The sequence below is a fragment of the Rhizobium acidisoli genome, from assembly GCF_002531755.2.
GTDB classification, from domain to species: Bacteria; Pseudomonadota; Alphaproteobacteria; order Rhizobiales; family Rhizobiaceae; genus Rhizobium; species Rhizobium acidisoli.
The window spans coordinates 1,573,625-1,597,900 of record NZ_CP034998.1 but is presented as its reverse complement, the minus strand read 5'-3'; the positions used below and the strand labels follow the sequence as shown (position 1 = coordinate 1,597,900).

Genomic DNA, 24,276 nt, shown 5'->3' with positions numbered 1-24,276 from the left:
GCCGATCAGATATCGGCGCCGATCACCTGGTCCATGTTGCGCGACGGCTCGGAACACCCGGCTTCGCCGACGACCTTGGCCGGCACGCCGGCGACCGTCTTCTTCGGCGGCACCGCCTTCAAGACGACGGAGCCTGCGGCGATGCGTGAGCAGTAGCCGATCTCGATATTGCCGAGGATCTTTGCGCCGGCGCCAATCATGACGCCGCTGCCGATCTTCGGATGGCGGTCGGCGCCCTCTTTGCCGGTGCCGCCGAGCGTGACGTTATGCAGGATCGAGACATTGTCGCCGATCACAGCCGTCTCGCCGACAACGAGGCCGGTGGCGTGATCGAGGAAGATGCCTTTGCCGATCCGCGCGGCCGGATTGATGTCGGTCTGGAAGACGCTGGAGGAGCGGCTCTGCAGATAGAGCGCGAAATCTCGCCGGCCGCGGTTCAGCAGCCAATGGGCGAGACGGTGTGTCTGCAGCGCGTGGAAACCCTTGAAATAGAGCACGGCTTCCATGAACCGCAGGCAGGCGGGATCGCGATCGTAGATGGCCTGGATGTCGACGCGCAGAATGGAACTCCATTCCGGCCAATCGGAGAGCATTTCCTCGAAGGTCTGGCGAAGCAGGTTTGCCTGCATGTCGGGGTGATCGAGACGTTCGCAGATGCGGTGGATGACGCATTCCTCGAGCGAATGGTAGTTGATCACCGTCGAGTAGAGGAAGGCGGCAAGAACCGGGTCCCGTTCGGCGGCGAGCCGGGCTTCTTCGCGCAGGCTGTCCCAGATGGGATCCATCACCTTCAGCGGCTGACCTGTCTCAAAAGCACGAATATCAGTCTTGGCGACCATCGCCGCTCTCCTCGTTGCCAACAGGAATGCCGTTTTCGGAATGCCAATATATAGTGGAAAACGCCAATAACATAAATGGGTGCCGTCGCCATGGTTTTTTAGCATGGGTTTTCGGCATCACGATGATGTCACCCGCCAATGTCACCCGAGACATCATCCCCTGGCGACTTTCGCGTAGAAGGCCAGCACCGCCTGCTTGAAAACCTTGTCGCCGACGGCGAGCATGTGATCACGGCCCGGAATATCCAGCGCTTCGGCATCGGGCATCAGCCCCGCCAGCTCCTGCGGCGAGCCGGCGATGTCGTCTTTCGTGCCGACGCCGATCAGCGTCGGCATGTCGAGCTTTCCCATATCAGCGCGGGCAACGAGATCGCGCGAGCCGCGGATGCAGAGGGCAAGGGCGACGCGATCGCTCTTGGTCTGTTCGGCAAAAGCGCGGAACATGCGGCCACGGTCATGCGTGACGTCCTCGAGCGAGGGAGCAAGCAGCGCATCGGCGATCGGATCCCAGTCGCCGACGCCGTCGGTCATGCCGATGCCGAGACCGCCGAGCACCAGCGAGCGGACCCGATGCGGATTGGCAAGGGCGGCAAAGACCGAAATGCGCGCGCCCATCGAATAACCCATGACATTGGCTTCCGGGATGCCGAGATGATCCAGAAGCGCGATCGCATCTGCGGCCATCACCCACGGACGATAGGCTTCGGCATCGTGCGGCTTGTCGCTTGCGCCGTGGCCGCGATTGTCGACGGCGATCACCCGGTAGCCGGCATCCCCCAGCGTCTTCAGCCAGCCGGGGTGCACCCAGTTGACGTTTGCGGTCGAAGCAAATCCGTGAATCAACAAGACGGGCACGCCGGCCGGATCGCCCTCATCGAAGAAGGCGAGCTTCAATCCGTCATGGGTGAAGCTTGAAAATGCAGGCGTGTTCAGGTTCATCGCGTCTTCCTTCAGGGCCTTTTCGGCGCGACCATAATCGAGCCGCCATTCATCGTGAAGCCAAAAACTGTGCCTAAAAACAGTACCCGCCACGGCGCTTTGGCTCTACACATTTGCGGCGAAGGCTTATAAGGTCCGCGCAGATTTCAAGCATTCGGAGAGCGACATGGCCGGCCACAACATTCCCCACTTCCAGAACGACGGCGGTCACCGGGTTATCGAAGTCGGCGTCAAGGAATTCATGTGCACCGGCGCTTCGGCCCCGTTCGACCATCCGCATATCTTCATCGACATGGGCGACGATAACGAGAAGGTCTGTTCCTACTGCTCGACGCTCTATCGCTTCAATTCCGCGCTCAAGCCGAGCCAGACCAACCCGGCCGGCTGCGTTTTCCACGTGAAGGCGGCGTAACCCGTCCAGATTTCGGATCGGACGGATAATGCCGGTCGAACATGCCGCCATCATCGGCGCCGGGATATCGGGGCTGACCGCGGCGCTTTCGCTTTCGCGCCGGGGCATCAGCTCCGACATCTTCGAGCAGGCGGGCGAACTCACCGAGGTCGGCGCCGGCTTGCAGGTTTCGCCTAACGCCTCGCGCATCCTTGCCGAACTCGGTATCCTTGACGGGCTATCAAAGGTCTGGCTCGAGCCGGAAACCATCCGGCTGATCTCGGGCAGTTCGCTGCGCCAGCTGGCAGCCGTGCCTGCAGGCACATTCGCACGGCAGCGCTGGGGCGCTCCCTATGGCGTCCTGCATCGCAGCACATTGCAGAAAGCCCTTTTGGCCGCGGTGGAGGCCGATCCGCTCTGCCGGCTTCACCTTGGTATCAGGATGGAATCGGCGCTGCCGGATTTTGAGCGGGACGCCGATGTCGTCATCGGTGCGGACGGCGTCTGGTCGAAGCTGCGGCAATTGGTTCCGGGCAGCCCCTCGCCGCGGTTTTCCGGCAATATTGCCTACCGCTTCACCATTGCCGAAAGCGAAGCGCCCGGTTTCCTCGACCGGCAAAGCGTTTGCGCCTTCCTCGGCGGGTCGGCGCATCTCGTCTGCTACCCTTTGAGGGAGACTGCCAGCTTCAACATGGTGGCGATCACTGCCAGCAATAGCGCGCCGCCGCAGGCCTGGCAAAGCCAACCGACGGCCGAGCAGCGCGCAGAACTCAGGAAACGCTTTTCCGGCTGGAACGCCGCGATCGTCTCGCTGTTCGACCAACACCGGAACCTGACGTTCTGGCCGCTGTTCGAAACCTCCGCCGGTGCATGGCAGGACGGCCGCAAGACGGTTCTGATCGGCGATGCCGCGCATGCGATGATGCCCTTTGCCGCACAGGGCGCGGCCATGGCGATCGAAGACGCCTACGAACTTGCCGCGTTTCTTTCCAATCGTCCGGCGGTGGAAGCGCTAAAGCTCTTCGAGGGCCATCGAGCGCCACGCATCGCGAAACTTCGCCAGCGCGGCGCCTTCAACCGGTTCGCCTATCATGCAAAGGGGCCGATCCGAATCGGCCGCGATCTCGTGCTCGGCCTCAAGCCGCCGCAAAGTCTCGCGGCGGACCTCGACTGGATTTACGGCTACCGGGCTCTGCGTCTGCCATAAAGCGCAGCGTGTCAGACGGCGCTTGCGGCGGCAAAACCCCGTTCGATATCGGCCTTGAGGTCAACCACATCCTCGATGCCGATCTGCAGGCGGATGACAGCACCATCTGTCGGGGCCTTGGCGACCGTACGGTCGTTGAGATAGGCGTGCAATGCGAGGCTTTCAAAGCCGCCCCAGGAATAGCCGAGACCGAAAATCCGGAGCGCATCGAGGAAGGCATGCGCCTTTGCCCTGGATTTTTCCGGGCCATCGGCGGCGAGCACGAAGGAAAAGATGCCGCTGGCACCTTTGAAATCGCGCTTCCAGAGATTGTGAGAGGGGAAACTCGGCAGAGCAGGATGCAGCACGCGGGCGACGTCCTCCCTGCCCTCCAGCCATCGCGCGATATCAAGCGCGCTTTCATAATGCCGCTCGAGGCGCAGGCCCATGGTGCGCAATCCGCGCAGGATCTGGTAAGCGTCATCGGGTGCGCCGCAGATGCCGAGCACACCGTTTGCTTCCTTCAGCCGCTCCCAGTGCCCGGCATTAGCCGACACCGTTCCAAGCAGGATATCGGAATGGCCGGACGGATATTTCGTCGATGCGTGGATCGAGATATCGACGCCGTGATCGAGCGGTTTGAAATAGAGCGGCGTCGCCCAGGTATTGTCCATCATGACAACGGCGCCGTGGCGGTGCGCCACCGCCGAGATCGCCGGGATATCCTGCATCTCGAAGGTGTTGGAGCCGGGCGCCTCGGTGTGGACGATCTTGGTGTTCGGCCGGAACAGCGTCTCGATGCCGGCGCCGATCGACGGGTCGTAATATTCGACCTCGACGCCAAGACGCTTCAACATCGTGTCGCAGAAATGACGCGTCGGGCCATAGACCGAATCGACGACAAGCGCATGGTCGCCGGCGGCGACGAAACCCAGGAACGGAATGGTGACGGCCGCAAGGCCCGAGGGGACGAGGATCGTGCCGGCCGAGCCTTCGAGTGCGTCGATTGCCTCGCAGAGCGCATCCGTCGTCGGGGTGCCGCGCGTTCCGTAGGTGTATTTCTGCGAGCGCGTCTCCATCGTGCGCGCATTTGGAAACAGCACCGTCGAGGCATGCACAACCGGCGGATTGACGAAGCCGTGATAGTCGAAAGGGTCGTTGCCGATATGCGTCAGGCGGGTGTTGATGCCGGCGTTCTGCAGCAAGCTGTCTTTTTCTTTCATGTCGGAAATAGCCTTTGGCGAGGGGCGCGAAACCAGACTTTTGGACGCCCCGCCGTGTCCGGTCAACCCCTTGACGGTGGGTTGGCGACAACGGTTGGACATGATGGAATTTCCGAATTTCGCGTTATTTTTCCGCAATCGGACGCCTATTTCATAGCCAACCGCCCTCGAATGCGGCGCAATCAACCAAAAATCCGAATTTTGCCGCAATTATTGATGGTGACACTTGACCCTGGTGACATTTGCGACTGTGATAGGGTACTCGCGCCGGGAGGGTGTCGAGACATTGGGGGCGGCAGGTTTTTCCGCCGGAACTTCCCCACAAGAAAATAAGACAACGGAAAAGGTTGGGAAAAAATGAAGAACAAGCTTCTGTCCGCCGCTATCGGCGCAGCAGTTTTCGCTCTTGGCACCTCGGCTGCCTCGGCCACCACTCTCGGAGACGTCAAAGCGAAGGGTTTCGTGCAATGCGGCGTCAATACCGGTCTTACTGGCTTTGCCGCGCCTGACGCTTCCGGTAATTGGGCCGGCTTCGACGTCGATTTCTGCAAGGCCGTCGCTTCGGCTGTGTTCGGCGACCCCACCAAAGTCAAGTACACGCCGACAAACGCGAAGGAACGCTTTACCGCCCTGCAGTCCGGTGAAATCGACGTCCTTTCGCGCAATACGACCTGGACGATCAATCGCGACACCGCACTCGGATTCAACTTCCGTCCCGTCACCTATTACGACGGCCAGGGCTTCATGGTGCGCAAGAGCCTGAACGTGAAGTCGGCTCTCGAACTCTCCGGCGCCGCAATCTGCGTGCAGTCGGGCACGACCACGGAACTGAACCTCGCCGATTACTTCAAGACGAACAATCTGCAGTACAATCCGGTCGTCTTCGAAAACCTTCCTGAGGTCAACGCTGCCTACGACGCCGGTCGTTGCGACGTTTACACGACCGACCAATCCGGTCTCTATTCATTGCGTCTGACGCTGAAGAACCCCGACGAACACGTCATCCTCCCTGAGATCATCTCCAAGGAACCGCTCGGCCCAGCCGTCCGTCAGGGTGATGATCAGTGGTTCGATATCGTTTCCTGGACGGCTTATGCGCTGATCAATGCCGAAGAGTTCGGCATCACCCAGGCAAATGTCGACGAGATGAAGAATTCGCCGAACCCGGACATCAAGCGCTTCCTCGGCAGCGAGACCGACACCAAGATCGGCACGGATCTCGGCCTGACCAATGATTGGGCCGCCAACGTCATCAAGGGCGTCGGCAACTATGGCGAAATCTTCGAGCGCAACATCGGCCAGGGTAGCCCGCTCAAGATCGCCCGCGGCTTGAATGCTCTCTGGAACAAGGGCGGCATCCAGTACGCACCGCCGGTTCGTTAATCGAGCCTTGGCATGAAATGCCGGGAAGGCGGCCAGCCGCCTTCCCGCTTCTAAAAAGTCAAAAAGAAAGCCCGAAAACGGGCACAAGGGGATTGGCGCGGCATGACGCATGGGGCTGTGGATAGGACACCTTTGCATGACACCGGCTGGACTTTCCGGTCGGCAATGTACGATCCGAAATACCGGAGCATATTCTTCCAGATTCTAACAATCGTTGTTCTCGTGGCGTTCGTGTGGTGGGTGGCCCACAACACGGCCGTGAACCTTGCCCGCAGCAATACGGCATCCGGTTTCGGCTTTCTTCGCGGTCGCGCCGGTTTCGAAATCGGCCAGTCGCTGATCGGCTATTCAAGCGACTCGACTTATGCACGCGCGCTTTTCGTCGGTATTTTGAATACCTTGCTGGTGGCGGTGACCGGTATCGTCACGGCAACCATCATCGGGTTCATTATCGGGATCGGCCGGTTGTCGCGGAACTGGCTGATTGCCAAGCTCTGCACGGTCTATGTCGAAATCTTCCGCAATATTCCGCCGCTGCTCGTCATCTTCTTCTGGTATCTCGGCGTTCTATCCGTCCTGCCGCAGCCGCGCGAATCGGTGGGCCTGCCTTTCAGCATGTACCTCAACAACAGAGGACTAGCCTTCCCGAAGCCGATCTTCGAGACAGGCATGATAGCGGTCGGCATTGCCCTGCTGATTGCGATTGTCGCCGCCATCATCATGGCGCGCTGGGCTCATAAACGACAGGCCACAACCGGCCAGCCGTTCCATACGGTATGGGCGTCGATCGCGCTGATCGTCGGCCTACCATTGCTGGTCTTCGTTGCCTCGGGCTTTCCGCTCACCTTCGATGTTCCCGTCGCCGGAAAGTTCAATCTGACGGGCGGCTCGGTCGTCGGCCCCGAATTCATGTCGCTGTTTCTCGCTCTGTCCTTTTATACCGCCTCGTTCATCGCCGAGATCGTTCGTGGCGGCATTCGCGGCGTTCCAAAGGGACAATCCGAGGCAGCCGGCGCGCTGGGGCTGCATCCGTCGAACGTGACCAGACTTGTCGTGGTGCCGCAGGCGCTGCGCATCATCATTCCGCCGCTGACGAGCCAGTACCTGAACCTGACCAAGAACTCCTCGCTCGCCATCGCGATCGGTTTCTCCGATCTCGTTGCCGTCGGCGGCACGATCCTCAATCAGAGCGGTCAAGCGATCGAGATCGTGTGCATCTGGGGTATCGTCTATCTCAGCCTGAGCATTCTCACGTCGCTGTTCATGAATTGGTTCAATGCCAAGATGGCACTGGTGGAGAGATAAGATGTCGGTCGCCGATAAACCCTTCGTCAGAACGTCCATTCTTGCTGCCGAACCGCCGCCCCGCGGCGAGAGGGGAGCCGTTGCCTGGATACGCCGCAATCTCCTGGCAACTCCGAAGGACGTGATCCTGACCATCCTGGCTGTTGCACTGATCGCATGGGCCGTGCCGCATCTCGTCAACTGGCTGTTCATCCAGGCCGTATGGTCCGGGCCTGACCGCACATTCTGCGCGACGACAATCCAGGGCGGTATCCAGCCCGAGGGCTGGAGTGGTGCATGCTGGGCCTTCGTCAGCGCCAAGTACGATCAGTTTATCTTCGGCCGCTATCCGCTCGACGAGCGCTGGAGACCGGCGATCGTCGGGATCCTCTTCATTTTGCTTCTGGTTCCGATGCTGATCCCGTCGGCGCCGCGAAAGGGCCTGAACGCCATTCTTCTGTTCGCCGCCCTGCCGATCATCGCCTTCTGGCTTCTTCACGGGGGGTACGGCCTTGAAGTGGTGGAGACACCGCTCTGGGGCGGGTTGATGGTGACGCTCGTCCTGTCCTTTGTCGGTATTGCAGTGTCATTGCCCTGCGGTATTCTGCTTGCATTGGGACGCCGTTCGAAGATGCCGGTCATCCGCATGCTCTGCGTGACCTTCATCGAGGTCATTCGAGGCGTTCCGCTGATCACCGTGCTGTTCATGGCAAGCGTCATGTTGCCGCTCTTCCTTCCTACAGGCTGGAACGTGGACAAACTGCTTCGGGCACTGATTGGCGTATCGATCTTCACGTCGGCCTATATGGCTGAAGTGATCCGCGGCGGTCTTCAGGCGATTCCGAAGGGACAGTTCGAAGGCGCCGATTCACTTGGCCTCGGCTATTGGCAAAAGACCCGGCTGATCATCATGCCGCAGGCCATCAAGCTGGTAATCCCGAGCATCGTCAACACCTTCATCGGAACCTTCAAGGACACGTCACTGGTCACCATTATCGGCATGTTCGATCTGCTCGGTATTGTGAAGCAGAACTTCTCCGACGCCAACTGGGCAAGCGCCGTCACGCCGATCACGGGCCTGATCTTCGCGGGCTTCATCTTCTGGCTGTTCTGCTTCGGCATGTCGCGCTATTCGGGCTTCATGGAACGCCATCTCGATACCGGCCACAAGCGATAAGAACGCTAAAACGATAAGAATGAGGGAAAACAATCATGGCTGAAGCTCCAGCGAAAAAGCTCACCGTTTCCGCAACGGAAGTGGCGGTCGATATCATCAACATGAACAAGTGGTACGGCGATTTTCACGTGCTGCGCGACATCAACCTCAAGGTCATGCGCGGCGAGCGCATCGTCATCGCCGGCCCGTCGGGTTCCGGTAAGTCGACGATGATCCGCTGCATCAACCGCCTGGAAGAGCATCAGAAGGGCCGCATTATCGTCGACGGCACCGAGCTCACCAACGACCTGAAAAAGATCGACGAGGTCAGGCGCGAAGTCGGCATGGTGTTCCAGCACTTCAACCTCTTCCCGCACCTGACGATCCTCGAAAACTGCACTTTGGCGCCGATCTGGGTGCGCAAAATGCCGAAGAAGCAGGCGGAAGAAGTGGCCATGCACTTTCTCAAGCGCGTCAAGATCCCCGAGCAGGCCAACAAATATCCGGGACAGCTCTCCGGCGGCCAGCAGCAGCGGGTGGCGATCGCCCGCTCGCTGTGCATGAACCCGAAGATCATGCTGTTCGACGAGCCGACCTCGGCGCTCGATCCCGAAATGATCAAGGAAGTGCTCGACACGATGGTGGGTCTTGCCGAGGAAGGCATGACCATGCTCTGCGTCACCCATGAAATGGGCTTTGCCCGCCAGGTCGCCAACCGCGTCATCTTCATGGACCAGGGCCAGATCGTCGAGCAGAATTCGCCGGCCGAGTTCTTCGACAATCCGCAGCACGAACGCACCAAGCTGTTCCTCAGCCAGATCCTGCATTAGGCTAAATCCTGCATAGGCTTGGAAGCGAAGCTATTTGAGAGACCCGCCGTGCCTTCCGGTTCGGCGGGTCTTTCACGTTTAGCGCGAGGCTGACGCCTGCAGCAGGCTGCAGAGACCGGCGAGGCCGGAATCAGAACCACCTGAGGCCGAGCCGCCAGGCGATGAGATATCAACGCAACGGACAAGCATCTTCCGTTGCTCATTGACCGGCCTCGACCGGAAGTCGTCCAGGATGCGGGCCTGGGATGCGCTGAGGTTACCGTCATTCGCGGATTTGTTGCTGCCCCCTACCCCACCGATGGCGAGATTGGCATCGACGCCGCTGCCGCGTCTGACCGAGGCCGTGGCGTCGGTATCAAGCCCACCGGAGCTGCCGATGCGTGCATTGAGATCGGCATCAACGCCCCGGCCACCACCGGCATTGGCGGTCGCATCGGCGTTGACGCCGCTCGAACCGCCGACGGAAGCCTTGGCATCGGCGCTGACGCCTCTGCCGCCGCCAAGCGATGCCCCGACATCGGCGCTGGCGGCATTGCCGGCATTTACCGATACGCCGACATCGATGGCGTGTGCATCGCTTGTCGGCATGGCAAGCAGGGCGCAGGTGGATACGAGCACCGCTAGGGATAGTCTATTGTGATTATGTGTCATGTTTTCCTCCGTTTCCATTCGCCGGGCGATCTGCCCGGCAATCGAAAATCGAGGAACGCGCGTGCCTTCGATCGTCTGGACGCCTGCAACCTGCAGGACATCCATGGCAAGGCAACGTGAAGGGATGACGAATGTTTCACAACCCGGCGCGGCAAGTCGGCTCCGTGGCGTGCAATGATATTTCACGGTTATTGAAATACGAATTGCCGGCCCGACTGTGCCGAAAGCGAACATCTCTTGCCGTGACTGGAACGCCTGCCGAGTATTTCCTTCCGAGCTGCGTCGGGGATCTTCGGTGCCGCAAGCAAAACGCAGTTGTCGATGCGATTGACGGCGATTGATCCTTTTGTTTTGCAGATCGCCCGCACCTTGCCTTGGAACTGGCTTTTCCATCACTGATTGAGATAGGGAAAAATAACGCCCTTCCGTCTGGATATATCAGGCAGGAAGTCCATGTTTCAGCATGTTCTCATCTAATGGAACTGGAGATCCAAGAATGGGCATTTTCGACAAGATCAAACATGCAATCTTCGGGGAAGCAAAAGCAGCCGAACCCGTTGCATCAGGCGCGCCGAAGGCGCAGCCCGCCCCGGCTCCCGTCTCGCCCTCGGCGGCGCCCAGTCCGGCACCTGCCGCCTCTCCCGCTCAAAGCAAGCCGGCCACCGCCCCGGTCGCAGCAAATGTTGATATCGTACCGATCCTCGACGCGGCGGTGAAAAAGAGCGGCCAGAAACTCGATTGGCGCCACTCGATCGTGGATTTGATGAAAGCGGTCGGGATGGATGCGAGCATGGCTGAGCGCAAGGAGCTCGCCTCTGAACTCGGCTATACCGGCGACACCGGTGATTCCGCCAAAATGAATATGTGGCTGCACAAGGCACTGATGAAACGCCTGTCGGAAAATGGCGGCAAAGTACCCGCCGATCTCCTGGATTGATCGAAGAGCGCCCGGCGCTTCGCGATAGAGGCTCATCTGTCACGGAGCGCCGGCAATCCAGGGCATGCGCCGCTCAGACCGCAGGCAACAAGTCCCCTTGCCCGCAGACACTGGAACCAATATCGTTCCGCTCGATTACTTCGATAATCGATCACGGGAGAAAGAAATCCAATGAGATTGATGGCAGTCGTTGGCGTTGCGCTTAGCTTGGGCTGTATTTCGGCCGCGGAATCTCCTTCAAACTATCAATCCTACAGCGGCATCCGGGTCGATACCGACCCGGTCCTCTTGGCTCGATACGACAAATCGCTGCGGTGGTGCGTGCCGGAGGCGGGCTCCTGGCGACGCGGCTCGCCGGATCCGCAAAGTCTGCATTACAACGCGGCGCTGAGAAACTGCCTCTACAGACACGGCTTCGTCGATAGAGGCGTCTACGCCTACCCGATCCCCGAGGTCTACTTCGAGCATTTCCTCGATCGCTAAGAAGATCCGAGCAGCGCAGATCCGTCATGGACCTTCAAGGTAAAACATCGGCCCGCCGTGTTGGCGGGCCGTTTCCACTGCGACTGCCCACATGTCAGCAAGTTCCTCTCGAGCCGCGGCTTCAGCCGACCGTCGAGACCGCATGAACTTTCATATCATCGCGAACTTCGTAGAACTTGTCGCCGTCGATATAGATCGAATGGCAGCTCGGTTTTTCGCCCTTGCCATTGGAGCAAGCTTTATCGCCCTTGAATGTGAGTTTGGTTTTCACGTCGATCGTTTTGCCGGCGACATCAGCCTTACCGGTGATCGTGCCCTTCTTCCAGTTCCAGACCAGATCGGCGGTCACGGGCTTGTCCAGATCAACGATCTCCACCTTCACATGCTTGCCATCAGCAAATGCTTTAAACTCTTCCATCGTGACCTTCTTGGCGCCGGCCGGAAGATCGACGGCATAGGTGTTCACAGCCGACAGCATGAAGGCCGCAGCGCCGACGCTGGATAGGATGGTTCTCATGTTCCGCCTCCTCAGGATTGGCGGCCAAATTACAACCCGTCGGGCGAAACAACATCCCGCCTATTGTGATTAGGGCAGTATAATGCAGGGCTGAACTGTCAAAATGCAGCAATTTTTCTTCTGGGCGACATCGCAATTTTTGCGCGTGGTCTTTCCTGCATCACACGAATCGAAATAAACACCAGAAACCGACCATCGGATATTTAAAGGAATAAGATAACAATGCCTACTCGCACCATAATAGTATTGATTGCCATGGCCTTGCTCGCTGCCTGCGTACCGACTCGCCAGGAATATGATTCCTTCGTTACTTTGACGCAGGGGAGTGCAAGAGCGAGAAAGGAGGCTGTCAATATTTGCGTGAAGAGCTTCGATGCAAATGCGCGCCGCAACGCTGGCATCGTGACAAACGCTTCGGACAAAGACGCTCCGCGCGTTGCCTGCAATCGGCTTCTCGCAGCGATGATTTCCGGTCGCGCCACCTACGATGATTTCGTTGACATCAAAAGCCACAGGTTCACGCCGAAGCTGATCAAGATTTTCCAAGGGCGTTAAACTGGATCAAGCGACGGCTTGCAGTCTCGACCCTGCAAGCCGTCAACGGCCCGCTCGAAACGCGGTTGGAAATCAAGCCTAGGTACGTTTCATTGCCGTTGTAGGTCGTATCGACGACAGCCCTGGCAAAGCCGATGTTTCTCGGCGACGGATGACATTGCAACAGCCGTCGGAGCAAGCTCGATGTCATAGAGCGGGACTCGCCGGAGTGGCAGGCGCGCTTCTTGCGGCATGCCTGCAGCGGCGTTCCTAGTACCTGAACGCTGCATTGGGATCAGAAAACGAGAGCATTCCCTGATCGCCGATCCGTTTGATCGGGGGCTTATTATGAAGTCCGAAGTGCAGGCGATTCGACGATCTTGCCTCCCCTAACCATCTCGATCACCCCCAATTATTAGGGCGATTCTGCTCAAAAATTGCTAAATTCAGAAAAAAATGTCGATTCCGCCTTTGGCGAGAGGAATCCAGTCACGCCGTCAAGTTTTTCTAATGTTTTCAATAGACGCATTTCGCTATAGTTGCAGAAAGAATAATTCGCGAAATGCGAGACATTTATACTGCCCCAATTTGGGCGACTCGAAATTCTACAAATATTTCAAAACGTAACATCGAAGTGATTGGGATAATGTGGCAGCAATATGGCTATGATTCTCAAGTACTTACCGCCGCGTTGCTGTTGCGCCCTCCAAAATGTCGCCCTATAACCCCCCGCCGTAAGACATGATTAACCTAAAATATTAACGGGCAGGGGTTGAGGAACAAGACAATGACAACATACTACGTAGCGACGAATGGCAGCGACAGCGGTAGCGGCAGTGCCTCCTCTCCTTTCCGCACGATCGGTGACGCGATGGCGTCGAACCTTCAGCCCGGCGACGAGGTTGTGGTGCGCGCCGGCGTCTATAACGAGTCGGTGAACATGTACAAGGATGGTTCCGCCGCCGGCTACATTACCTTGCGGTCGGAGGTACCGGGTGGAGCGGTGATACACTCAGCATCTGGCGGCGCAAATGGTATCAACATCACTGCTAACTATGTGGCGGTCCAGGGCTTCGAGGTCTACGGAAGCGATTCGCACGGCATTGTTGGTGATGGCGTCCACCATGTGAAGATCTCCAATAACGTTTCCCACGACAACGGTGCGTCCGGCATCGCCTTCGCCGGATCCGACTTCATCACGATCGAAGGGAACGAGACTTACAAAAATGCGAGTTCCGGCTGGTTTTCAGGCATCTCTCTCTACCAGAACCGGAACATCACCGGGGCGCCGGACGATGGCACCTTCCGCAACATCATCCGGAACAACATCTCGCACGATAACGTCACCAAGTCGGGTGCGCACACCGATGGCAACGGCATCATCATCGACGATTTCCAGAGCACGCAGACGAGCGGTCATCCGAACTACACGTTCAAGACCCTGGTCGACAACAACCTCGTCTATGAGAACGGCAGCAAAGGCATCCAAGTTACCTGGAGCGACTCCGTCACGGTGAAAAACAACACCGCATACCACAACAATCAGGACCTGCTAAACGACGGCACCTGGCGCGGCGAGCTCAGCAACGCGCAGTCGAGCAACAACACCTGGGTCAACAACGTCGCCGTAGCGGACCCGTCGGTGAACAAGAACAACACTGCAGTCGATAACACGTCATACGGCGGCTACAGCAACAAAAACGTCGTCTGGGCCAATAACGTTACCTACAACGGCACGGCCGGCCAGGCCTCGGTCAAGACCGACGGCGGCAACGCGATGCCGAGCGCGGCGGACGGTAACAAGCTCGGCGTCGACCCGAAATTCGTAGGCGCGGCGAGCGACAACTTCCACCTCGGCTCCGGCTCGTCGGCGATCGACGGCGGAACCAGCAAGTACGGCGTCGCGTCGGTCGATCTGGACGGCCACGCTCGCGTCGTTGGAACTGTCGATATGGGTGCCTACGAATCGGGTTCCACCTCGACACCGACAACGCCAACCACGCCGACCACGCCGACCGAACCAGGTTCGGGAACTCCAACCACGCCGACGCAACCGACAACGCCAACCGCGCCGACAAAGGAATTCGTCGGCACCAGCGGCAACGACATCCTGCCGCACACCGGTCAGTCCAACGGCGGCAACGAAACCTTCAAGGGTCTCGGTGGTAGTGACGTGTTGAACGGTGGGGCCGGCGCGGACGTGCTCGACGGCGGTACTGGCAACGACACCGCCAGCTATGCGGGCTCCGGCGCGGTCAACGTCAACTTGGCGACTAAGGCGGCATCGGGCGGCCAGGCCGCCGGTGACAAGATCGTCGGCATCGAAAACTTGACTGGCTCAAGCTACAACGACGTCCTGACCGGCGGCAATAACGGCAGCAACGTTCTCCATGGCGGGGCTGGCGCGGATAAGCTCGACGGCGGCGCCGGCGGGGACGTGCTCGACGGCGGTAGTGACAACGACACGGCCACCTATGCGGCATCCGCCGGGGTCAACGTCAACTTGGCGACGGGGGCCGCATCGGGCGGGTATGCCACCGGTGACAAGTTCATCAGCATCGAAAACCTGACTGGCTCAAGCTTCAACGACGTGCTGACCGGCAATAACGGCAGCAACATTCTCCAAGGCGGGGCCGGCGCCGACAAGCTGGACGGCGGCGGCGGCTCGGACGTCCTCATTGGTGGCGCCGGGAAGGACATCATGACCGGTGGCGCCAGCTCGGATACGTTTGCATTCAAGACGCCGGCGGAAATCGGGTCCGGCTCGAGCCGCGACGTCATCACCGACTTCCAGAGAGGCGTCGATAAGATCGACTTCTCGGCGATCGATGCGAATGGCTCTGCGGCGGGCGATGGAAGCTTCCATTTCCTGGCGCAGGAGAACGCCGCTTTCGACCATAAGGCTGGCGCGCTCACCTGGCACTATGAAGACAAGGCTGGATCCGCGAGCGATGCTACCGTTATCCAGGGCGACCTGAACGGCGACGGCGTTCAGGACTTCCAGGTACAGCTGAAGGGCCTCGTCCACCTCGGGTCAGGCGATTTTCTCCTGTAAAGACCCCGTTGTGGCGGTCTTCCGGTCGCCACAACAATCGTGCCAACAATCCGAGCGCCGTCAGGCGCTCGGATCCCAAGGTCTCCGTTCATCGTTGAACGGAAGGCTGATGGTGATCAACGTGGCACTCATGCATAAAACAAAGCTAAAGCGCGTCGCATCAATCAAGTTTGATGCGACGCGCTTTATCTGTCTGTCATCCGTTTCCGGAAGCAGTTGGCCGGCAGCACGCCCGACAATGCGGGCCATGATGCGGCTGTCAAAGATGCAAGATATCGGGATATTGAATGGTCGGAGTGGAGAGATTCGAACTCCCGACCCTCTGGTCCCAAACCAGATGCGCTACCAGACTGCGCTACACTCCGTGCCGTGGCGGGGAGATACACGGTTCACTTCGCCGTCGCAACCCATAAATCCAGCGCGGGTCGAAGAATCCCGCCTGATATGTCAATGTCTCTAGAAAAAGCTGCATGGCGCGCGTCTGCGCCGTCGGACGCAATTGGACGTCAGGAGAGCGCTGCCTCAGCCGCGTTCGAGCAGACCGATATATTGAGCGTAGCTAATGGCAACGTAGAAGAAAGCCGTAATGCCGGCCCCGATCACAATGGCATTGAACTCCGCCGAACGTCTCATCATGCGTGCAATCCACTGAAATTGACTGAGCCGTAAATAGTCCCGCGGGCTGGCCGCGGCAATCAGGTTGTGATCACAACATGAGACGATCGGTAATATTGCGCAATCGGCCTGTCTGCCGGTGTCGTGTTTCCGCAGCATCGCCCTATCATCGCGATGATACCGGCAACGCTTCATACGCCGCCTTTTTTCTTGATAAGGCGGGGATTCGCGGATAAGCAAAATTCATCTCTTCGCGCTATCTCTCAAGATGAAGCAAGAGCCTCGGCAACGAGAATTGAGACCATTAAAGGCGGGTGTTGCCCGCATAGTCGGAGACGCGCAGTCATGTCTGCCAAGATCTATCGTCCAGCCAAGACCGCCATGCAGTCCGGCAAGGCCAAGACCCATCTGTGGGTGCTTGAATTCGATCAGGAGTCGCCGCGCAAGATCGATCCGATCATGGGTTACACCTCCTCCGGCGATACGCGCCAGCAGGTGAAACTCACCTTCGAAACACGGGAACTGGCCGAAGCCTATGCCCAGCGCAACGGCATCGAATACCGGGTCATCGCGCCGAAGGATCCGGTTCGCCAAGTTGTCGCCTATCCGGATAATTTCCGCTATACCCGCACGCAGCCCTGGACGCATTGAGATTTCTCGTCCAGAACAGCCGCATCCGGTCGCGCTCCCTGAACGCGATCGCCAGACGGCCCCTTAGCTCAGCTGGATAGAGCACCTGCCTTCTAAGCAGGTTGTCGCAGGTTCGATTCCTGCAGGGGTCGCCACAAATTCAATGACCTGAAGCCGCCCGGTCCCGTCACTTCGACTTCTTCGTCGTCGTGGCACTGACGATTCTGTCGCCCGGTTTGATCCCGAGTTTGGCGGCGATGCCGGCATTGAGTTCGACGACGTATTTCACCGGACTCATCGAATCGATGATATCGCGCGAATAGGGTGTCGCGTTTTCCTTGATGTGGCGGATCGTGCCGGTGTCGTCGGCAAAAAGCATGTCGAGCGGCAGGATGGTGTTTTCCATCCACATGGTGACGCGCCTCGGCTCGTCGAAATCGAAGATCATCCCGGCATCATCGGCCATCGTCTTGCGAAACATCAGCCCGTAGGCGCGCTGATCCGGCGTCGAGGCGATCTCGACAGTGAAATGCAGCACCTTGCCCGCGGCGGTCTGGATGAGCAGCGGCTCCTTGTCGAAGCGGACCTGCTCATCAGCGAAAGCCGGCAGCGCGACCATGAAAAAAAGCGCCAGGATGGCGCTTTTGATCGCATGTAGAAGGACGGTGTCACGCATGTCAATGCGACCGGCTGGCCGGGCTCGGAATGTCGGGATGAATTTCCGCGGCCATCAGGCCCTTTTCGCCGTCGCCGAAGCGGACGAGCACCACCTGGCCGGGGCGCAGTTCCGTCAGGCCGAAGCGGCGGAGCGTTTCCATGTGCACGAAGATGTCTTCCGTGCCCTCGCCGCGCGTCAGGAAGCCGAAGCCCTTGGTGCGGTTGAACCATTTGACCAGCGCACGCTCAAGGCCGCTCGTCGCGGTGACCTGCACATGTGTGCGCACCGGCGGCAGCTGCGAGGGATGAACAGCAGTCGACTGATCCATCGAAAGGATCTTGAAAGCCTGGTAGCCACGTTCGCGACGCTGGATGAGGGCGACGATGCGCGTTCCCTCGAGGATCGTCTGGTAACCGTCGCGGCGCAGGCAGGTCACATGCAGGAGAACATCCTGCATGCCGTTATCCGGCACGATGAAGCCGAAACCCTTAGCGACGTCGAACCACTTGACGACGCCGGTGATTTCAACAAGATCGACCGCCTCTGCCGATAGCTCGTCAAGGTCGGAGTATTCGTTCGATGAAATCCTGTCAGCCATAGTCGCCAGCCCCTCGAATACGCGTCACACTGTTACGGTTAACTGATTCTTGAAATCAAGATTAACATCTTGGTAACGGATAAGCGCAAGTCCTAGTTTTCGGTTATTCCCAACTGCACATTTTATATCGATGACTTGCCCGAAGCTGACCTCAGCTCGCCGAAAAAGCCAGACCCAATAAAGGAGTAGATAGAATGCGTTATCTCCATACAATGGTTCGCGTCAAAGACCTGGACGCCTCACTCGCCTTTTACACCACGCTGTTCGGGCTGGAGGAGATTCGCCGCCACGAAAACGAGAAGGGCCGCTTTACCCTGGTTTTCCTGGCTGCTCGCGACGATCTCGACCGTGCGCGCAGCGAAAAGGCTCCCTGCCTCGAGCTTACCTATAACTGGGACACGGAAGATTATAGCGGAGGACGCAATTTCGGCCACCTCGCCTATGAGGTCGACGATATTTACGCAACCTGCCAGAATCTGATGGACAACGGCGTCACCATCAACCGGCCGCCGCGCGATGGGAACATGGCCTTCGTGCGTTCGCCCGACGGCATTTCGATCGAAATCCTGCAAAAGGGCAGCCCGCTTGCCGCCGCCGAACCCTGGGCCTCGATGGGCAATTCCGGCGCCTGGTAAGGCTTTTCGCCGCAAGGCTTTTGCGAGGCTTGCGGCTTTTGCGATTTCGGGTCCGGCCGGCGCCTCGACGCTTGCCGCGATCCGGCCCTGCAGGCAATCTCCTGACGACTCGACGCGGAAGATGGCGGTTTTCGACCATTTTCCGCATCAACTGGAGACTGTCGCTTGCGTAACATTGAGATGCGGATGTCGCTTACGGGCGCTTTGCTGATCGCCACTTCGGTGCTGGCGCTGTCCGGCTGCGCGTCGGACAAGACGGCACTCGATTCCGCCGCAGCCGTTCCGGCACCACAGGCCGCCGCACCGCAACTTGCCGCGGCAGCACCCGCAAGCCCTGCCCCACGCTCGGTCTACACGGATCCCCGGCTCGTCAATGTCTCCGGCGCTCAAGCCGCCCCCCAGGCCTTGGCAACGGATCCGAATGCGCCTATCCCGCCCGCCGATCCGGCGGCGGCAGCGCCTGCCAATATTGGCGGGCTGGTGCTGCAGTCGACCCGGATCAACGCGCAAGCGATGAGCATCTTTTCCGACCACCAGCCGGCGCCGCAGAACAACAGCACGTCGACCGTCATTCAGCCGCAGGCCTATGCGCCGGTGGGGGCAGCACCCGCGAGAAGCAGCGTCTACAGCCAGCAACACGTAACAGAACCGCCTGCGGAGCCGGTGCTGCCGCAGCAATCCTCGCAGAATGGCAGCACACAGCTGGCGCCCGCCCAAACGGCGTCGCTGGCAGCAGACGGCAATCCGGCCCCGACGATGAATGCGCTCTACAGCGCGCCGAAGCAGAACCTGCTCGGCAGCCTCACCGGCCTGTTGCAAAAAGCGTCGCTGCCCGGCATGACGCGGATCGCGCCGAACGGGCTGCATGTCCAGAACGACAAGGTCGAGATCGGCTGCTTCAAGCCCGAGCTGCTGAACGTGATCAAAACGGTGGAAACCCATTTCGGCCGGCCTGTTGTCGTCACGTCAGGCTATCGCGACGAAGAGCATAACCGCCTGGTCGGCGGCGCCGACGAATCGATGCACAAAAGCTGCGAGGCGGCCGACATTCAGATCGACGGCGTCACGAAATGGGAGATCGCCGCCTATATCCGCTCGCTGCCGAACCGCGGTGGCGTCGGCACCTATTGCCACACAGATTCGGTCCATCTCGATACCGGCAAAACCCGCGACTGGAACTGGGGCTGCGGCGGCAAACGCGCGCCTATGGCGACCGCAAGAGCGATCTGACCGCGGCGGCGTTTTTCGCATGACGTAACGGAAGTGCCGCCTCGTCTTGTTAAACAGATAACCGGCAGCCTGTTGATTCAGCTTCGATAATCAGCTTTTCGAACGCATTCGGATTTCCTGTCATTTTTTTGAAAGAAAACCGAAATTGCCGCTTGCGGGATTCATAACGCCTGACTATAAGGGCGCCACCACGAAGGAAGCGCCCTTCGTCTATCGGTTAGGACACCAGATTTTCATTCTGGGAAGAGGGGTTCGACTCCCCTAGGGCGTGCCACTTTCTCTCCATATAGAAGCCATTGCATCCGCTTGCAGAAGTCTGCGCGCGCTCCTATTTTAACGGGGCCGGCCTGCGCCCTTCGTCTATCGGTTAGGACGACAGATTCTCATTCTGTAAAGAGGGGTTCGACTCCCCTAGGGCGTACCACATCAGGCCCAAATGCCTGGGCGTTCCGTTTGCCCAGGCGCTTGTATGTCCACCCCTGCGACTCACAGCCAAGAGTTCATGGCTTTTTCAGGGAGACTTTCTCGGCGGTCGAGCTGGATGGTTATATCGGCGAGCGCGCTGTTTTGGCTGCATCGCCTCATCCCGCCGCGTTTTCCACAGCCACAAATAAATCGGCGAAAACGATGATTTTTTCGCGTCTTGGCGCTTGCGGCTTTTGAAGGCGCTGACTATAAGGGCGCCACCACGAAGGAAGCGCCCTTCGTCTATCGGTTAGGACACCAGATTTTCATTCTGGGAAGAGGGGTTCGACTCCCCTAGGGCGTGCCACTTTCTTCTATCACAATTCCTCAGCATCACTCTTTTTGCCCGGCTATTCTATTTTGCCGGCGCAGCATCGCAGACACGCAGTTGGATGCGGCGGGCGCCCTGGTAATGCTCGGCACCGAGCGAGCCTGCAACATGCAGGCTGGCGCCGCGTGAATTGATGAGAAGATTGCCGAGTGCCGTATCGGCGGCGCGGAAGGCAATGCCGTCGAGCCGCGATCCGTCCATTGCCTCCATCGTCACCTTCACATGTTTCTCCCCGACCAGCCGTGCATCGCGCACACGATGCGCCGGCACGGCAAAGAGCGGCTGGGCATGGCCGGAGCCATAGGGGCCGGCGGCCTCCAGGCGGTCGATGAGTTCGAGCGTGGCGCCGCTGGCGCCGATCGCACCGTCGATCTTCAAGGTCTCGTTGGCGACGAGATTCGCCACGGTTCTTGCCGACCTCTCGGTGAAGAAGGTCCTCAGCCTGCCGAGATCGGCGCGCTCGACCGTCAGCCCCGCGGCCATGGCGTGACCGCCGCCCTTGATCAGCAACCCTTCATCGACCGCCGCGCGCACCATCCTTCCCATGTCGAAGCCGTTGATGGAGCGGCCCGATCCGGTGCCGCGGCCGGAGGGATCGAAGGCGATCGCAAAGGCCGGCCGTTTGAACTTCTCCTTCAGCCGCGCCGCGATCAGTCCGACGATGCCGGGATGCCATTTCTCATGGGCGGTAACGATGACGGAGGCGCCCTCGCCGTCGCCATATTCGGCGAGCGCTTCGGCCTCGGCCTTCTGCAGCATGATCGCCTCCATCGCCTGGCGCTCGCGGTTGAGTTCATCCAGGCGCTGGGCGATCACTTCAGCCTCCCCGGTGTCATCGAGCGTCAGCAGGCGGCTTCCGAGCGCGGCATCGCCGATCCGACCACCGGCATTGATGCGCGGGCCGATCAGGAAGCCGAAATGATAGGGTGTGACCGGGCCGGCGAGCCCGGCCTTGCGGAAGAGCGCTGCGAGGCCGGCATTGCTCTGGTGGCGGGCGGCGACCAGCCCCTTCACTACATAGGCCCGGTTGAGGCCCTTCAGCGGCACGACATCGCAGACTGTCGCCAGTGCGACGATATCCAGCCATTGCAAGAGGTCGAGCGCCAGGATGCCCTTGTTGCCAGCCGCCCGCAGCAGCCTCAGTGTGGCGACCAGCACCATGAAGACCACCCCGGCGGCGCAAAGATGCCCCTGCCCCGACAGATCGTCCTCACGGTTCGGATTGACGAGCGCATGGCAGGGCGGCAGCTCATGTGTCACCTGGTGGTGATCGATGACGACGACATCGATATTGCGCGCGGCGGCGGCGGCCAGCGCCTCGTGACTGGTCGAGCCGCAATCGACCGTGACGATCAGCCGGGCGCCGTTGTCAATCAGCTGGTTGATCGCCGCCGGATTGGGGCCGTAACCCTCGAAAACCCGGTCGGGAATATAGATGTTCGCCTTGACGCCGAAATGAGTGAGGAAACGAAACATCAGCGCCGAGGAAGCCGCACCGTCGACATCGTAGTCGCCGAAGATCGCGACATTCTCGCCGCGCTCAATGGCGCTCACCAGGCGGGTGGCGGCCCTTTCGCAATCGGTCAAAATATGGGGATCGGGCATCAGGCCGCGGATCGTCGGATCGAGGAATTCGATTGCCTCGTCCGCCGTCACGCCGCGCCCGGCCAGCACGCGGGCGATCAGATCCGGCATGCCGTGGATCTGCGACATGGCCAGCGCCCGGTTCTGCCCGGCCTGGTCGAGCCGCGCCACCCAGCGATTGTCGAGCGCGGATTTCTCCACGCCGAGAAACGCGCGCTGTACCGGATCGACGAGATCTGCCATGCCATACTCCGCTGACTTCATCTGCTCTTTCTACAGAAGCAGCGGAGATAACATAGCGATGGATTTACAGACACGGATTTTTACCAGAACACCGCCCAGATGATCGCGGCGACGCCGGCAAGCTGCACGAGCAGGAAGGAAAACAGCGTCAGCAGAATAGCCCAGTTGCGGCCTTCCGTGTGTTCATCGCCGTCAGCCTCGTCAGGGACCTCGTCGCGAATGTCACGGTAGGCAGGCTTGAGAATTTCCCCAAGCATATCAGGACGGTCAGGCGGCACCTCGCTCGGGCGGCCATACCCCTTACCGGCGTGGCTGTCCTTGCTCATGAAATTCTCCACGCCGACGACTCACCATCTATGGTTTTATTTATATCAATATTTCGGTATTTGTTAATATAGACTTCCGTAAGGGGAGCCCGGACGATCAACAAAAAAACCGCCCTGTCTTGTTGAACTGGCAGTTCGACAAGACAGGGCGGCTGATATTCGCCGGCTGTAAAAGCTTAAGCTTCTTCTTTCGGCCGCTCGATGCGAATCACCTGCGGTTCGCCGAAGAGATAGCCTTCCGACTTGATGGAGGCGACCGCCTTGCGCACCGACTCTTCCATCGTCGCATGGGTGACGAGAATGATCGTCTGGTGGTGCGACGGCGCAAGATGCTGCTTGGAGCGCTGGACGATCGATTCCAGCGAGATGTTGTTTTCCGCCATGCGGGTTGCAACGCTGGCAAAGACGCCGGTGCGGTCGAGCACGGTCAGGCGGATAAAGTAGCCCCCCTCGTGGCTCTGCATCTGCGCCTTGCGGTAGGGTTCCAGCGCCTTTGCGGGATGGCCGAGCACCGGCACGCGCTGTGCGCCCGGCTGGCTCTTGGCGATATCGGCGATATCACCCAGTACGGATGAGGCCGTCGCATTGCCGCCGGCGCCGGGACCGACCATCAGCAGTTCGCCGAGCACGTCGGATTCGATTGCGACCGCATTGGTGACGCCATCGACCTGGGCAATGACTGAATCCACAGGCACCATGGTCGGATGCACGCGCTGCTCGATGCCGGTGTCGGTGCGCTGGGCAACGCCCAGGAGCTTGATGCGATAACCGAGCTCGGCGGCGGCGTGGATATCCTCGATCGAGATGTTGGTGATGCCTTCGAGATAGATATCGTCGGCCGCGATGCGATTGCCGAAGGCGAGCGTCGTCAGGATGGAAAGCTTATGCGCCGTGTCGTTGCCCTCGATATCGAAGGCCGGATCGGCCTCGGCATAACCCAGCCGCTGGGCTTCCTTCAGGCACTCGGCGAAGGAAAGCCCCTCCTTTTCCATCTTGGTCAGGATGTAATTGCAGGTGCCGTTCATGATGCCATAGATGCGCGAGACGGCATTGCCGGTCAGCGATTCGCGCAGCGCCTTGATGACCGGGATGCCGCCGGCGACCGCGGCCTCGAAGTTTAGAAGCGCGCCTTTCTCCTCGGCAATCGTCGCAAGCTCGACGCCGTGATAGGCAAGCAGCGCCTTGTTGGCTGTCACCACATGGAGACCACGCTTAAGTGCAGCGCGTACGGAGGTGTTGGCAGCCCCTTCGGCGCCACCCATCAGCTCGACGAAGACGTCGATATCGCCCTTTTCGGCAAGATCTTCCGGCTGATCGAACCAGGTAACAGCGGAAAGATCGATACCGCGGTCTCTCGTTTTGTCACGCGCGGAGACCGCCGTGATGGTGATCGGACGCCCGCAGGTGACGGCAAGCTCGTTGCTCTTCTGCTGAATGATGCGAACTAGCGAGGCGCCAACGGTGCCCAAGCCCGCAATGCCGATTTTGAGGGCATCTGCCATGGATCGATCCTGAATGTCTGTGTGGCGGCAGCCGCAGGACGCGGCTGCCTT

At 59.5% G+C, this 24,276-nt stretch carries 25 protein-coding genes and 5 tRNA genes; 17 read left to right on the top strand and 13 right to left on the bottom strand.

Translation table 11 applies throughout. The annotated features are described in order from the left end of the window. Window positions 1–5: 5 nt before the first annotated feature. Entirely contained in the window at window positions 6–839 is an 834-nt protein-coding gene (gene cysE / locus CO657_RS07995; RefSeq protein ID WP_054183201.1) for a serine O-acetyltransferase, read from the bottom strand. 153 nt (window positions 840–992) lie between these two features. Continuing rightward, on the bottom strand, window positions 993–1,778 hold the full coding sequence (locus CO657_RS07990; protein WP_054183202.1) for an alpha/beta fold hydrolase: 786 nt from the start codon (window positions 1,776–1,778) through the stop codon (window positions 993–995). Window positions 1,779–1,944: 166 nt separating this feature from the next. Here CO657_RS07990 and CO657_RS07985 point away from each other — a divergent pair, with 166 nt between their 5' ends. Both CO657_RS07985 and CO657_RS07980 read left to right on the top strand, forming a co-directional pair. Beyond that, window positions 1,945–2,190 (top strand): zinc-finger domain-containing protein, encoded by a 246-nt coding sequence (locus tag CO657_RS07985; protein ID WP_003539274.1) that lies wholly within the window; start codon window positions 1,945–1,947, stop codon window positions 2,188–2,190. 28 nt (window positions 2,191–2,218) lie between these two features. Beyond that, entirely contained in the window at window positions 2,219–3,376 is a 1,158-nt protein-coding gene (locus CO657_RS07980) for an FAD-dependent monooxygenase (protein WP_054183203.1), read from the top strand. An 11-nt stretch (window positions 3,377–3,387) separates the two neighbouring features. Here the strand turns inward: CO657_RS07980 and CO657_RS07975 are convergent, their stop codons facing one another. After that, window positions 3,388–4,578 carry a cystathionine beta-lyase gene (locus CO657_RS07975; protein WP_054183204.1) on the bottom strand — a complete coding sequence of 397 codons (1,191 nt, stop codon included), beginning with the start codon at window positions 4,576–4,578 and terminating at the stop codon, window positions 3,388–3,390. Between the two features lie 357 nt (window positions 4,579–4,935). On the opposite strand from CO657_RS07975, the gene CO657_RS07970 reads away from it, so the two are divergent. The 4 genes from CO657_RS07970 (at window position 4,936) to CO657_RS07955 (ending at window position 9,231) form a co-directional block, all read left to right on the top strand. Then, window positions 4,936–5,961 carry an amino acid ABC transporter substrate-binding protein gene (locus CO657_RS07970; RefSeq protein WP_003586705.1) on the top strand — a complete coding sequence of 342 codons (1,026 nt, stop codon included), beginning with the start codon at window positions 4,936–4,938 and terminating at the stop codon, window positions 5,959–5,961. 102 nt (window positions 5,962–6,063) lie between these two features. Further along, window positions 6,064–7,266 (top strand): amino acid ABC transporter permease, encoded by a 1,203-nt coding sequence (locus CO657_RS07965; RefSeq protein ID WP_054183205.1) that lies wholly within the window; start codon window positions 6,064–6,066, stop codon window positions 7,264–7,266. A 1-nt stretch (window position 7,267) separates the two neighbouring features. Further along, window positions 7,268–8,422, top strand: a complete 1,155-nt coding sequence (locus tag CO657_RS07960; protein WP_003586709.1) for an amino acid ABC transporter permease — start codon at window positions 7,268–7,270, stop codon at window positions 8,420–8,422. 35 nt (window positions 8,423–8,457) lie between these two features. After that, a complete protein-coding gene (locus CO657_RS07955; RefSeq protein WP_003586711.1) occupies window positions 8,458–9,231 on the top strand; it encodes an amino acid ABC transporter ATP-binding protein in 774 nt (257 codons plus the stop codon). 78 nt (window positions 9,232–9,309) lie between these two features. Here CO657_RS07955 and CO657_RS07950 read toward each other — a convergent pair whose 3' ends face one another. Continuing rightward, window positions 9,310–9,882, bottom strand: coding sequence for a hypothetical protein (locus CO657_RS07950; protein WP_054183295.1), 573 nt, complete (start codon window positions 9,880–9,882; stop codon window positions 9,310–9,312). A 496-nt stretch (window positions 9,883–10,378) separates the two neighbouring features. On the opposite strand from CO657_RS07950, the gene CO657_RS07945 reads away from it, so the two are divergent. Together CO657_RS07945 and CO657_RS07940 are read left to right on the top strand one after the other, a co-directional pair. Then, a complete protein-coding gene (locus CO657_RS07945; RefSeq protein ID WP_054183206.1) occupies window positions 10,379–10,819 on the top strand; it encodes a DUF3597 domain-containing protein in 441 nt (146 codons plus the stop codon). A 171-nt stretch (window positions 10,820–10,990) separates the two neighbouring features. Then, window positions 10,991–11,302, top strand: a complete 312-nt coding sequence (locus tag CO657_RS07940) for a hypothetical protein (RefSeq protein ID WP_003586716.1) — start codon at window positions 10,991–10,993, stop codon at window positions 11,300–11,302. Window positions 11,303–11,423: 121 nt separating this feature from the next. Here CO657_RS07940 and CO657_RS07935 read toward each other — a convergent pair whose 3' ends face one another. Continuing rightward, on the bottom strand, window positions 11,424–11,819 hold the full coding sequence (locus CO657_RS07935) for a hypothetical protein (protein WP_054183207.1): 396 nt from the start codon (window positions 11,817–11,819) through the stop codon (window positions 11,424–11,426). Between the two features lie 222 nt (window positions 11,820–12,041). On the opposite strand from CO657_RS07935, the gene CO657_RS07930 reads away from it, so the two are divergent. Both CO657_RS07930 and CO657_RS07925 read left to right on the top strand, forming a co-directional pair. Further along, on the top strand, window positions 12,042–12,374 hold the full coding sequence (locus CO657_RS07930; protein ID WP_054183208.1) for a hypothetical protein: 333 nt from the start codon (window positions 12,042–12,044) through the stop codon (window positions 12,372–12,374). Between the two features lie 766 nt (window positions 12,375–13,140). Next, on the top strand, window positions 13,141–15,408 hold the full coding sequence (locus CO657_RS07925) for a choice-of-anchor Q domain-containing protein (protein WP_054183209.1): 2,268 nt from the start codon (window positions 13,141–13,143) through the stop codon (window positions 15,406–15,408). Between the two features lie 60 nt (window positions 15,409–15,468). On the opposite strand, the gene CO657_RS07920 is transcribed toward CO657_RS07925, so the two are convergent. From CO657_RS07920 to CO657_RS07910, 3 genes are all read right to left on the bottom strand, one after another. Beyond that, window positions 15,469–15,657, bottom strand: a complete 189-nt coding sequence (locus CO657_RS07920; RefSeq protein WP_128715530.1) for a hypothetical protein — start codon at window positions 15,655–15,657, stop codon at window positions 15,469–15,471. A gap of 39 nt (window positions 15,658–15,696) precedes the next feature. Beyond that, window positions 15,697–15,773, bottom strand: a tRNA-Pro gene (locus tag CO657_RS07915). Window positions 15,774–15,930: 157 nt separating this feature from the next. Beyond that, entirely contained in the window at window positions 15,931–16,263 is a 333-nt protein-coding gene (locus tag CO657_RS07910; RefSeq protein WP_128715529.1) for a hypothetical protein, read from the bottom strand. A gap of 105 nt (window positions 16,264–16,368) precedes the next feature. Between CO657_RS07910 and CO657_RS07905 the strand changes: the two genes are divergently transcribed. Then, a complete protein-coding gene (locus tag CO657_RS07905; RefSeq protein WP_054183211.1) occupies window positions 16,369–16,674 on the top strand; it encodes an ETC complex I subunit in 306 nt (101 codons plus the stop codon). Between the two features lie 57 nt (window positions 16,675–16,731). Next, window positions 16,732–16,808, top strand: a tRNA-Arg gene (locus CO657_RS07900). A 32-nt stretch (window positions 16,809–16,840) separates the two neighbouring features. Here CO657_RS07900 and CO657_RS07895 read toward each other — a convergent pair. Further along, a complete protein-coding gene (locus CO657_RS07895; protein WP_054183212.1) occupies window positions 16,841–17,329 on the bottom strand; it encodes a DUF192 domain-containing protein in 489 nt (162 codons plus the stop codon). 1 nt (window position 17,330) lies between these two features. Continuing rightward, on the bottom strand, window positions 17,331–17,909 hold the full coding sequence (locus tag CO657_RS07890) for a cold-shock protein (RefSeq protein ID WP_003573434.1): 579 nt from the start codon (window positions 17,907–17,909) through the stop codon (window positions 17,331–17,333). Window positions 17,910–18,103: 194 nt separating this feature from the next. Here CO657_RS07890 and gloA point away from each other — a divergent pair, with 194 nt between their 5' ends. The 5 genes from gloA to CO657_RS07865 all read left to right on the top strand — a co-directional run bounded on the left by gloA (window position 18,104) and on the right by CO657_RS07865 (window position 20,546). Then, window positions 18,104–18,544, top strand: a complete 441-nt coding sequence (gloA, locus tag CO657_RS07885; protein WP_054183213.1) for a lactoylglutathione lyase — start codon at window positions 18,104–18,106, stop codon at window positions 18,542–18,544. A 165-nt stretch (window positions 18,545–18,709) separates the two neighbouring features. After that, the gene (locus CO657_RS07880) at window positions 18,710–19,774 is read left to right on the top strand and encodes a YcbK family protein (RefSeq protein ID WP_054183214.1); all 1,065 of its coding nucleotides are present in this window, start codon (window positions 18,710–18,712) and stop codon (window positions 19,772–19,774) included. A 199-nt stretch (window positions 19,775–19,973) separates the two neighbouring features. Continuing rightward, window positions 19,974–20,048 (top strand) — tRNA-Glu (locus tag CO657_RS07875). Between the two features lie 75 nt (window positions 20,049–20,123). Beyond that, a tRNA-Glu gene (locus CO657_RS07870) sits at window positions 20,124–20,198 on the top strand. A gap of 273 nt (window positions 20,199–20,471) precedes the next feature. Continuing rightward, a tRNA-Glu gene (locus tag CO657_RS07865) sits at window positions 20,472–20,546 on the top strand. A gap of 48 nt (window positions 20,547–20,594) precedes the next feature. Here the strand turns inward: CO657_RS07865 and recJ are convergent. The 3 genes from recJ to CO657_RS07850 all read right to left on the bottom strand — a co-directional run bounded on the left by recJ (window position 20,595) and on the right by CO657_RS07850 (window position 24,225). Next, window positions 20,595–22,397, bottom strand: coding sequence for a single-stranded-DNA-specific exonuclease RecJ (recJ, locus tag CO657_RS07860; RefSeq protein ID WP_054183215.1), 1,803 nt, complete (start codon window positions 22,395–22,397; stop codon window positions 20,595–20,597). Window positions 22,398–22,477: 80 nt separating this feature from the next. Next, window positions 22,478–22,723 (bottom strand): hypothetical protein, encoded by a 246-nt coding sequence (locus tag CO657_RS07855; protein WP_054183216.1) that lies wholly within the window; start codon window positions 22,721–22,723, stop codon window positions 22,478–22,480. Window positions 22,724–22,899: 176 nt separating this feature from the next. Then, window positions 22,900–24,225 (bottom strand): homoserine dehydrogenase, encoded by a 1,326-nt coding sequence (locus CO657_RS07850; RefSeq protein WP_054183217.1) that lies wholly within the window; start codon window positions 24,223–24,225, stop codon window positions 22,900–22,902. Window positions 24,226–24,276: the final 51 nt, after the last annotated feature.

Bases quoted from the DNA above. Each gene is read 5' to 3' on its own strand.
- cysE (WP_054183201.1), bottom strand. From the start codon at position 839: ATGGTCGCCAAGACTGATATTCGTGCTTTTGAGACAGGTCAGCCGCTG.
- CO657_RS07990 (WP_054183202.1), bottom strand. From the start codon at position 1,778: ATGAACCTGAACACGCCTGCATTTTCAAGCTTCACCCATGACGGATTG.
- CO657_RS07985 (WP_003539274.1), top strand. From the start codon at position 1,945: ATGGCCGGCCACAACATTCCCCACTTCCAGAACGACGGCGGTCACCGG.
- CO657_RS07980 (WP_054183203.1), top strand. From the start codon at position 2,219: ATGCCGGTCGAACATGCCGCCATCATCGGCGCCGGGATATCGGGGCTG.
- CO657_RS07975 (WP_054183204.1), bottom strand. From the start codon at position 4,578: ATGAAAGAAAAAGACAGCTTGCTGCAGAACGCCGGCATCAACACCCGC.
- CO657_RS07970 (WP_003586705.1), top strand. From the start codon at position 4,936: ATGAAGAACAAGCTTCTGTCCGCCGCTATCGGCGCAGCAGTTTTCGCT.
- CO657_RS07965 (WP_054183205.1), top strand. From the start codon at position 6,064: ATGACGCATGGGGCTGTGGATAGGACACCTTTGCATGACACCGGCTGG.
- CO657_RS07960 (WP_003586709.1), top strand. From the start codon at position 7,268: ATGTCGGTCGCCGATAAACCCTTCGTCAGAACGTCCATTCTTGCTGCC.
- CO657_RS07955 (WP_003586711.1), top strand. From the start codon at position 8,458: ATGGCTGAAGCTCCAGCGAAAAAGCTCACCGTTTCCGCAACGGAAGTG.
- CO657_RS07950 (WP_054183295.1), bottom strand. From the start codon at position 9,882: ATGACACATAATCACAATAGACTATCCCTAGCGGTGCTCGTATCCACC.
- CO657_RS07945 (WP_054183206.1), top strand. From the start codon at position 10,379: ATGGGCATTTTCGACAAGATCAAACATGCAATCTTCGGGGAAGCAAAA.
- CO657_RS07940 (WP_003586716.1), top strand. From the start codon at position 10,991: ATGAGATTGATGGCAGTCGTTGGCGTTGCGCTTAGCTTGGGCTGTATT.
- CO657_RS07935 (WP_054183207.1), bottom strand. From the start codon at position 11,819: ATGAGAACCATCCTATCCAGCGTCGGCGCTGCGGCCTTCATGCTGTCG.
- CO657_RS07930 (WP_054183208.1), top strand. From the start codon at position 12,042: ATGCCTACTCGCACCATAATAGTATTGATTGCCATGGCCTTGCTCGCT.
- CO657_RS07925 (WP_054183209.1), top strand. From the start codon at position 13,141: ATGACAACATACTACGTAGCGACGAATGGCAGCGACAGCGGTAGCGGC.
- CO657_RS07920 (WP_128715530.1), bottom strand. From the start codon at position 15,657: ATGGCCCGCATTGTCGGGCGTGCTGCCGGCCAACTGCTTCCGGAAACG.
- CO657_RS07905 (WP_054183211.1), top strand. From the start codon at position 16,369: ATGTCTGCCAAGATCTATCGTCCAGCCAAGACCGCCATGCAGTCCGGC.
- CO657_RS07895 (WP_054183212.1), bottom strand. From the start codon at position 17,329: ATGCGTGACACCGTCCTTCTACATGCGATCAAAAGCGCCATCCTGGCG.
- CO657_RS07890 (WP_003573434.1), bottom strand. From the start codon at position 17,909: ATGGCTGACAGGATTTCATCGAACGAATACTCCGACCTTGACGAGCTA.
- gloA (WP_054183213.1), top strand. From the start codon at position 18,104: ATGCGTTATCTCCATACAATGGTTCGCGTCAAAGACCTGGACGCCTCA.
- recJ (WP_054183215.1), bottom strand. From the start codon at position 22,397: ATGGCAGATCTCGTCGATCCGGTACAGCGCGCGTTTCTCGGCGTGGAG.
- CO657_RS07855 (WP_054183216.1), bottom strand. From the start codon at position 22,723: ATGAGCAAGGACAGCCACGCCGGTAAGGGGTATGGCCGCCCGAGCGAG.
- CO657_RS07850 (WP_054183217.1), bottom strand. From the start codon at position 24,225: ATGGCAGATGCCCTCAAAATCGGCATTGCGGGCTTGGGCACCGTTGGC.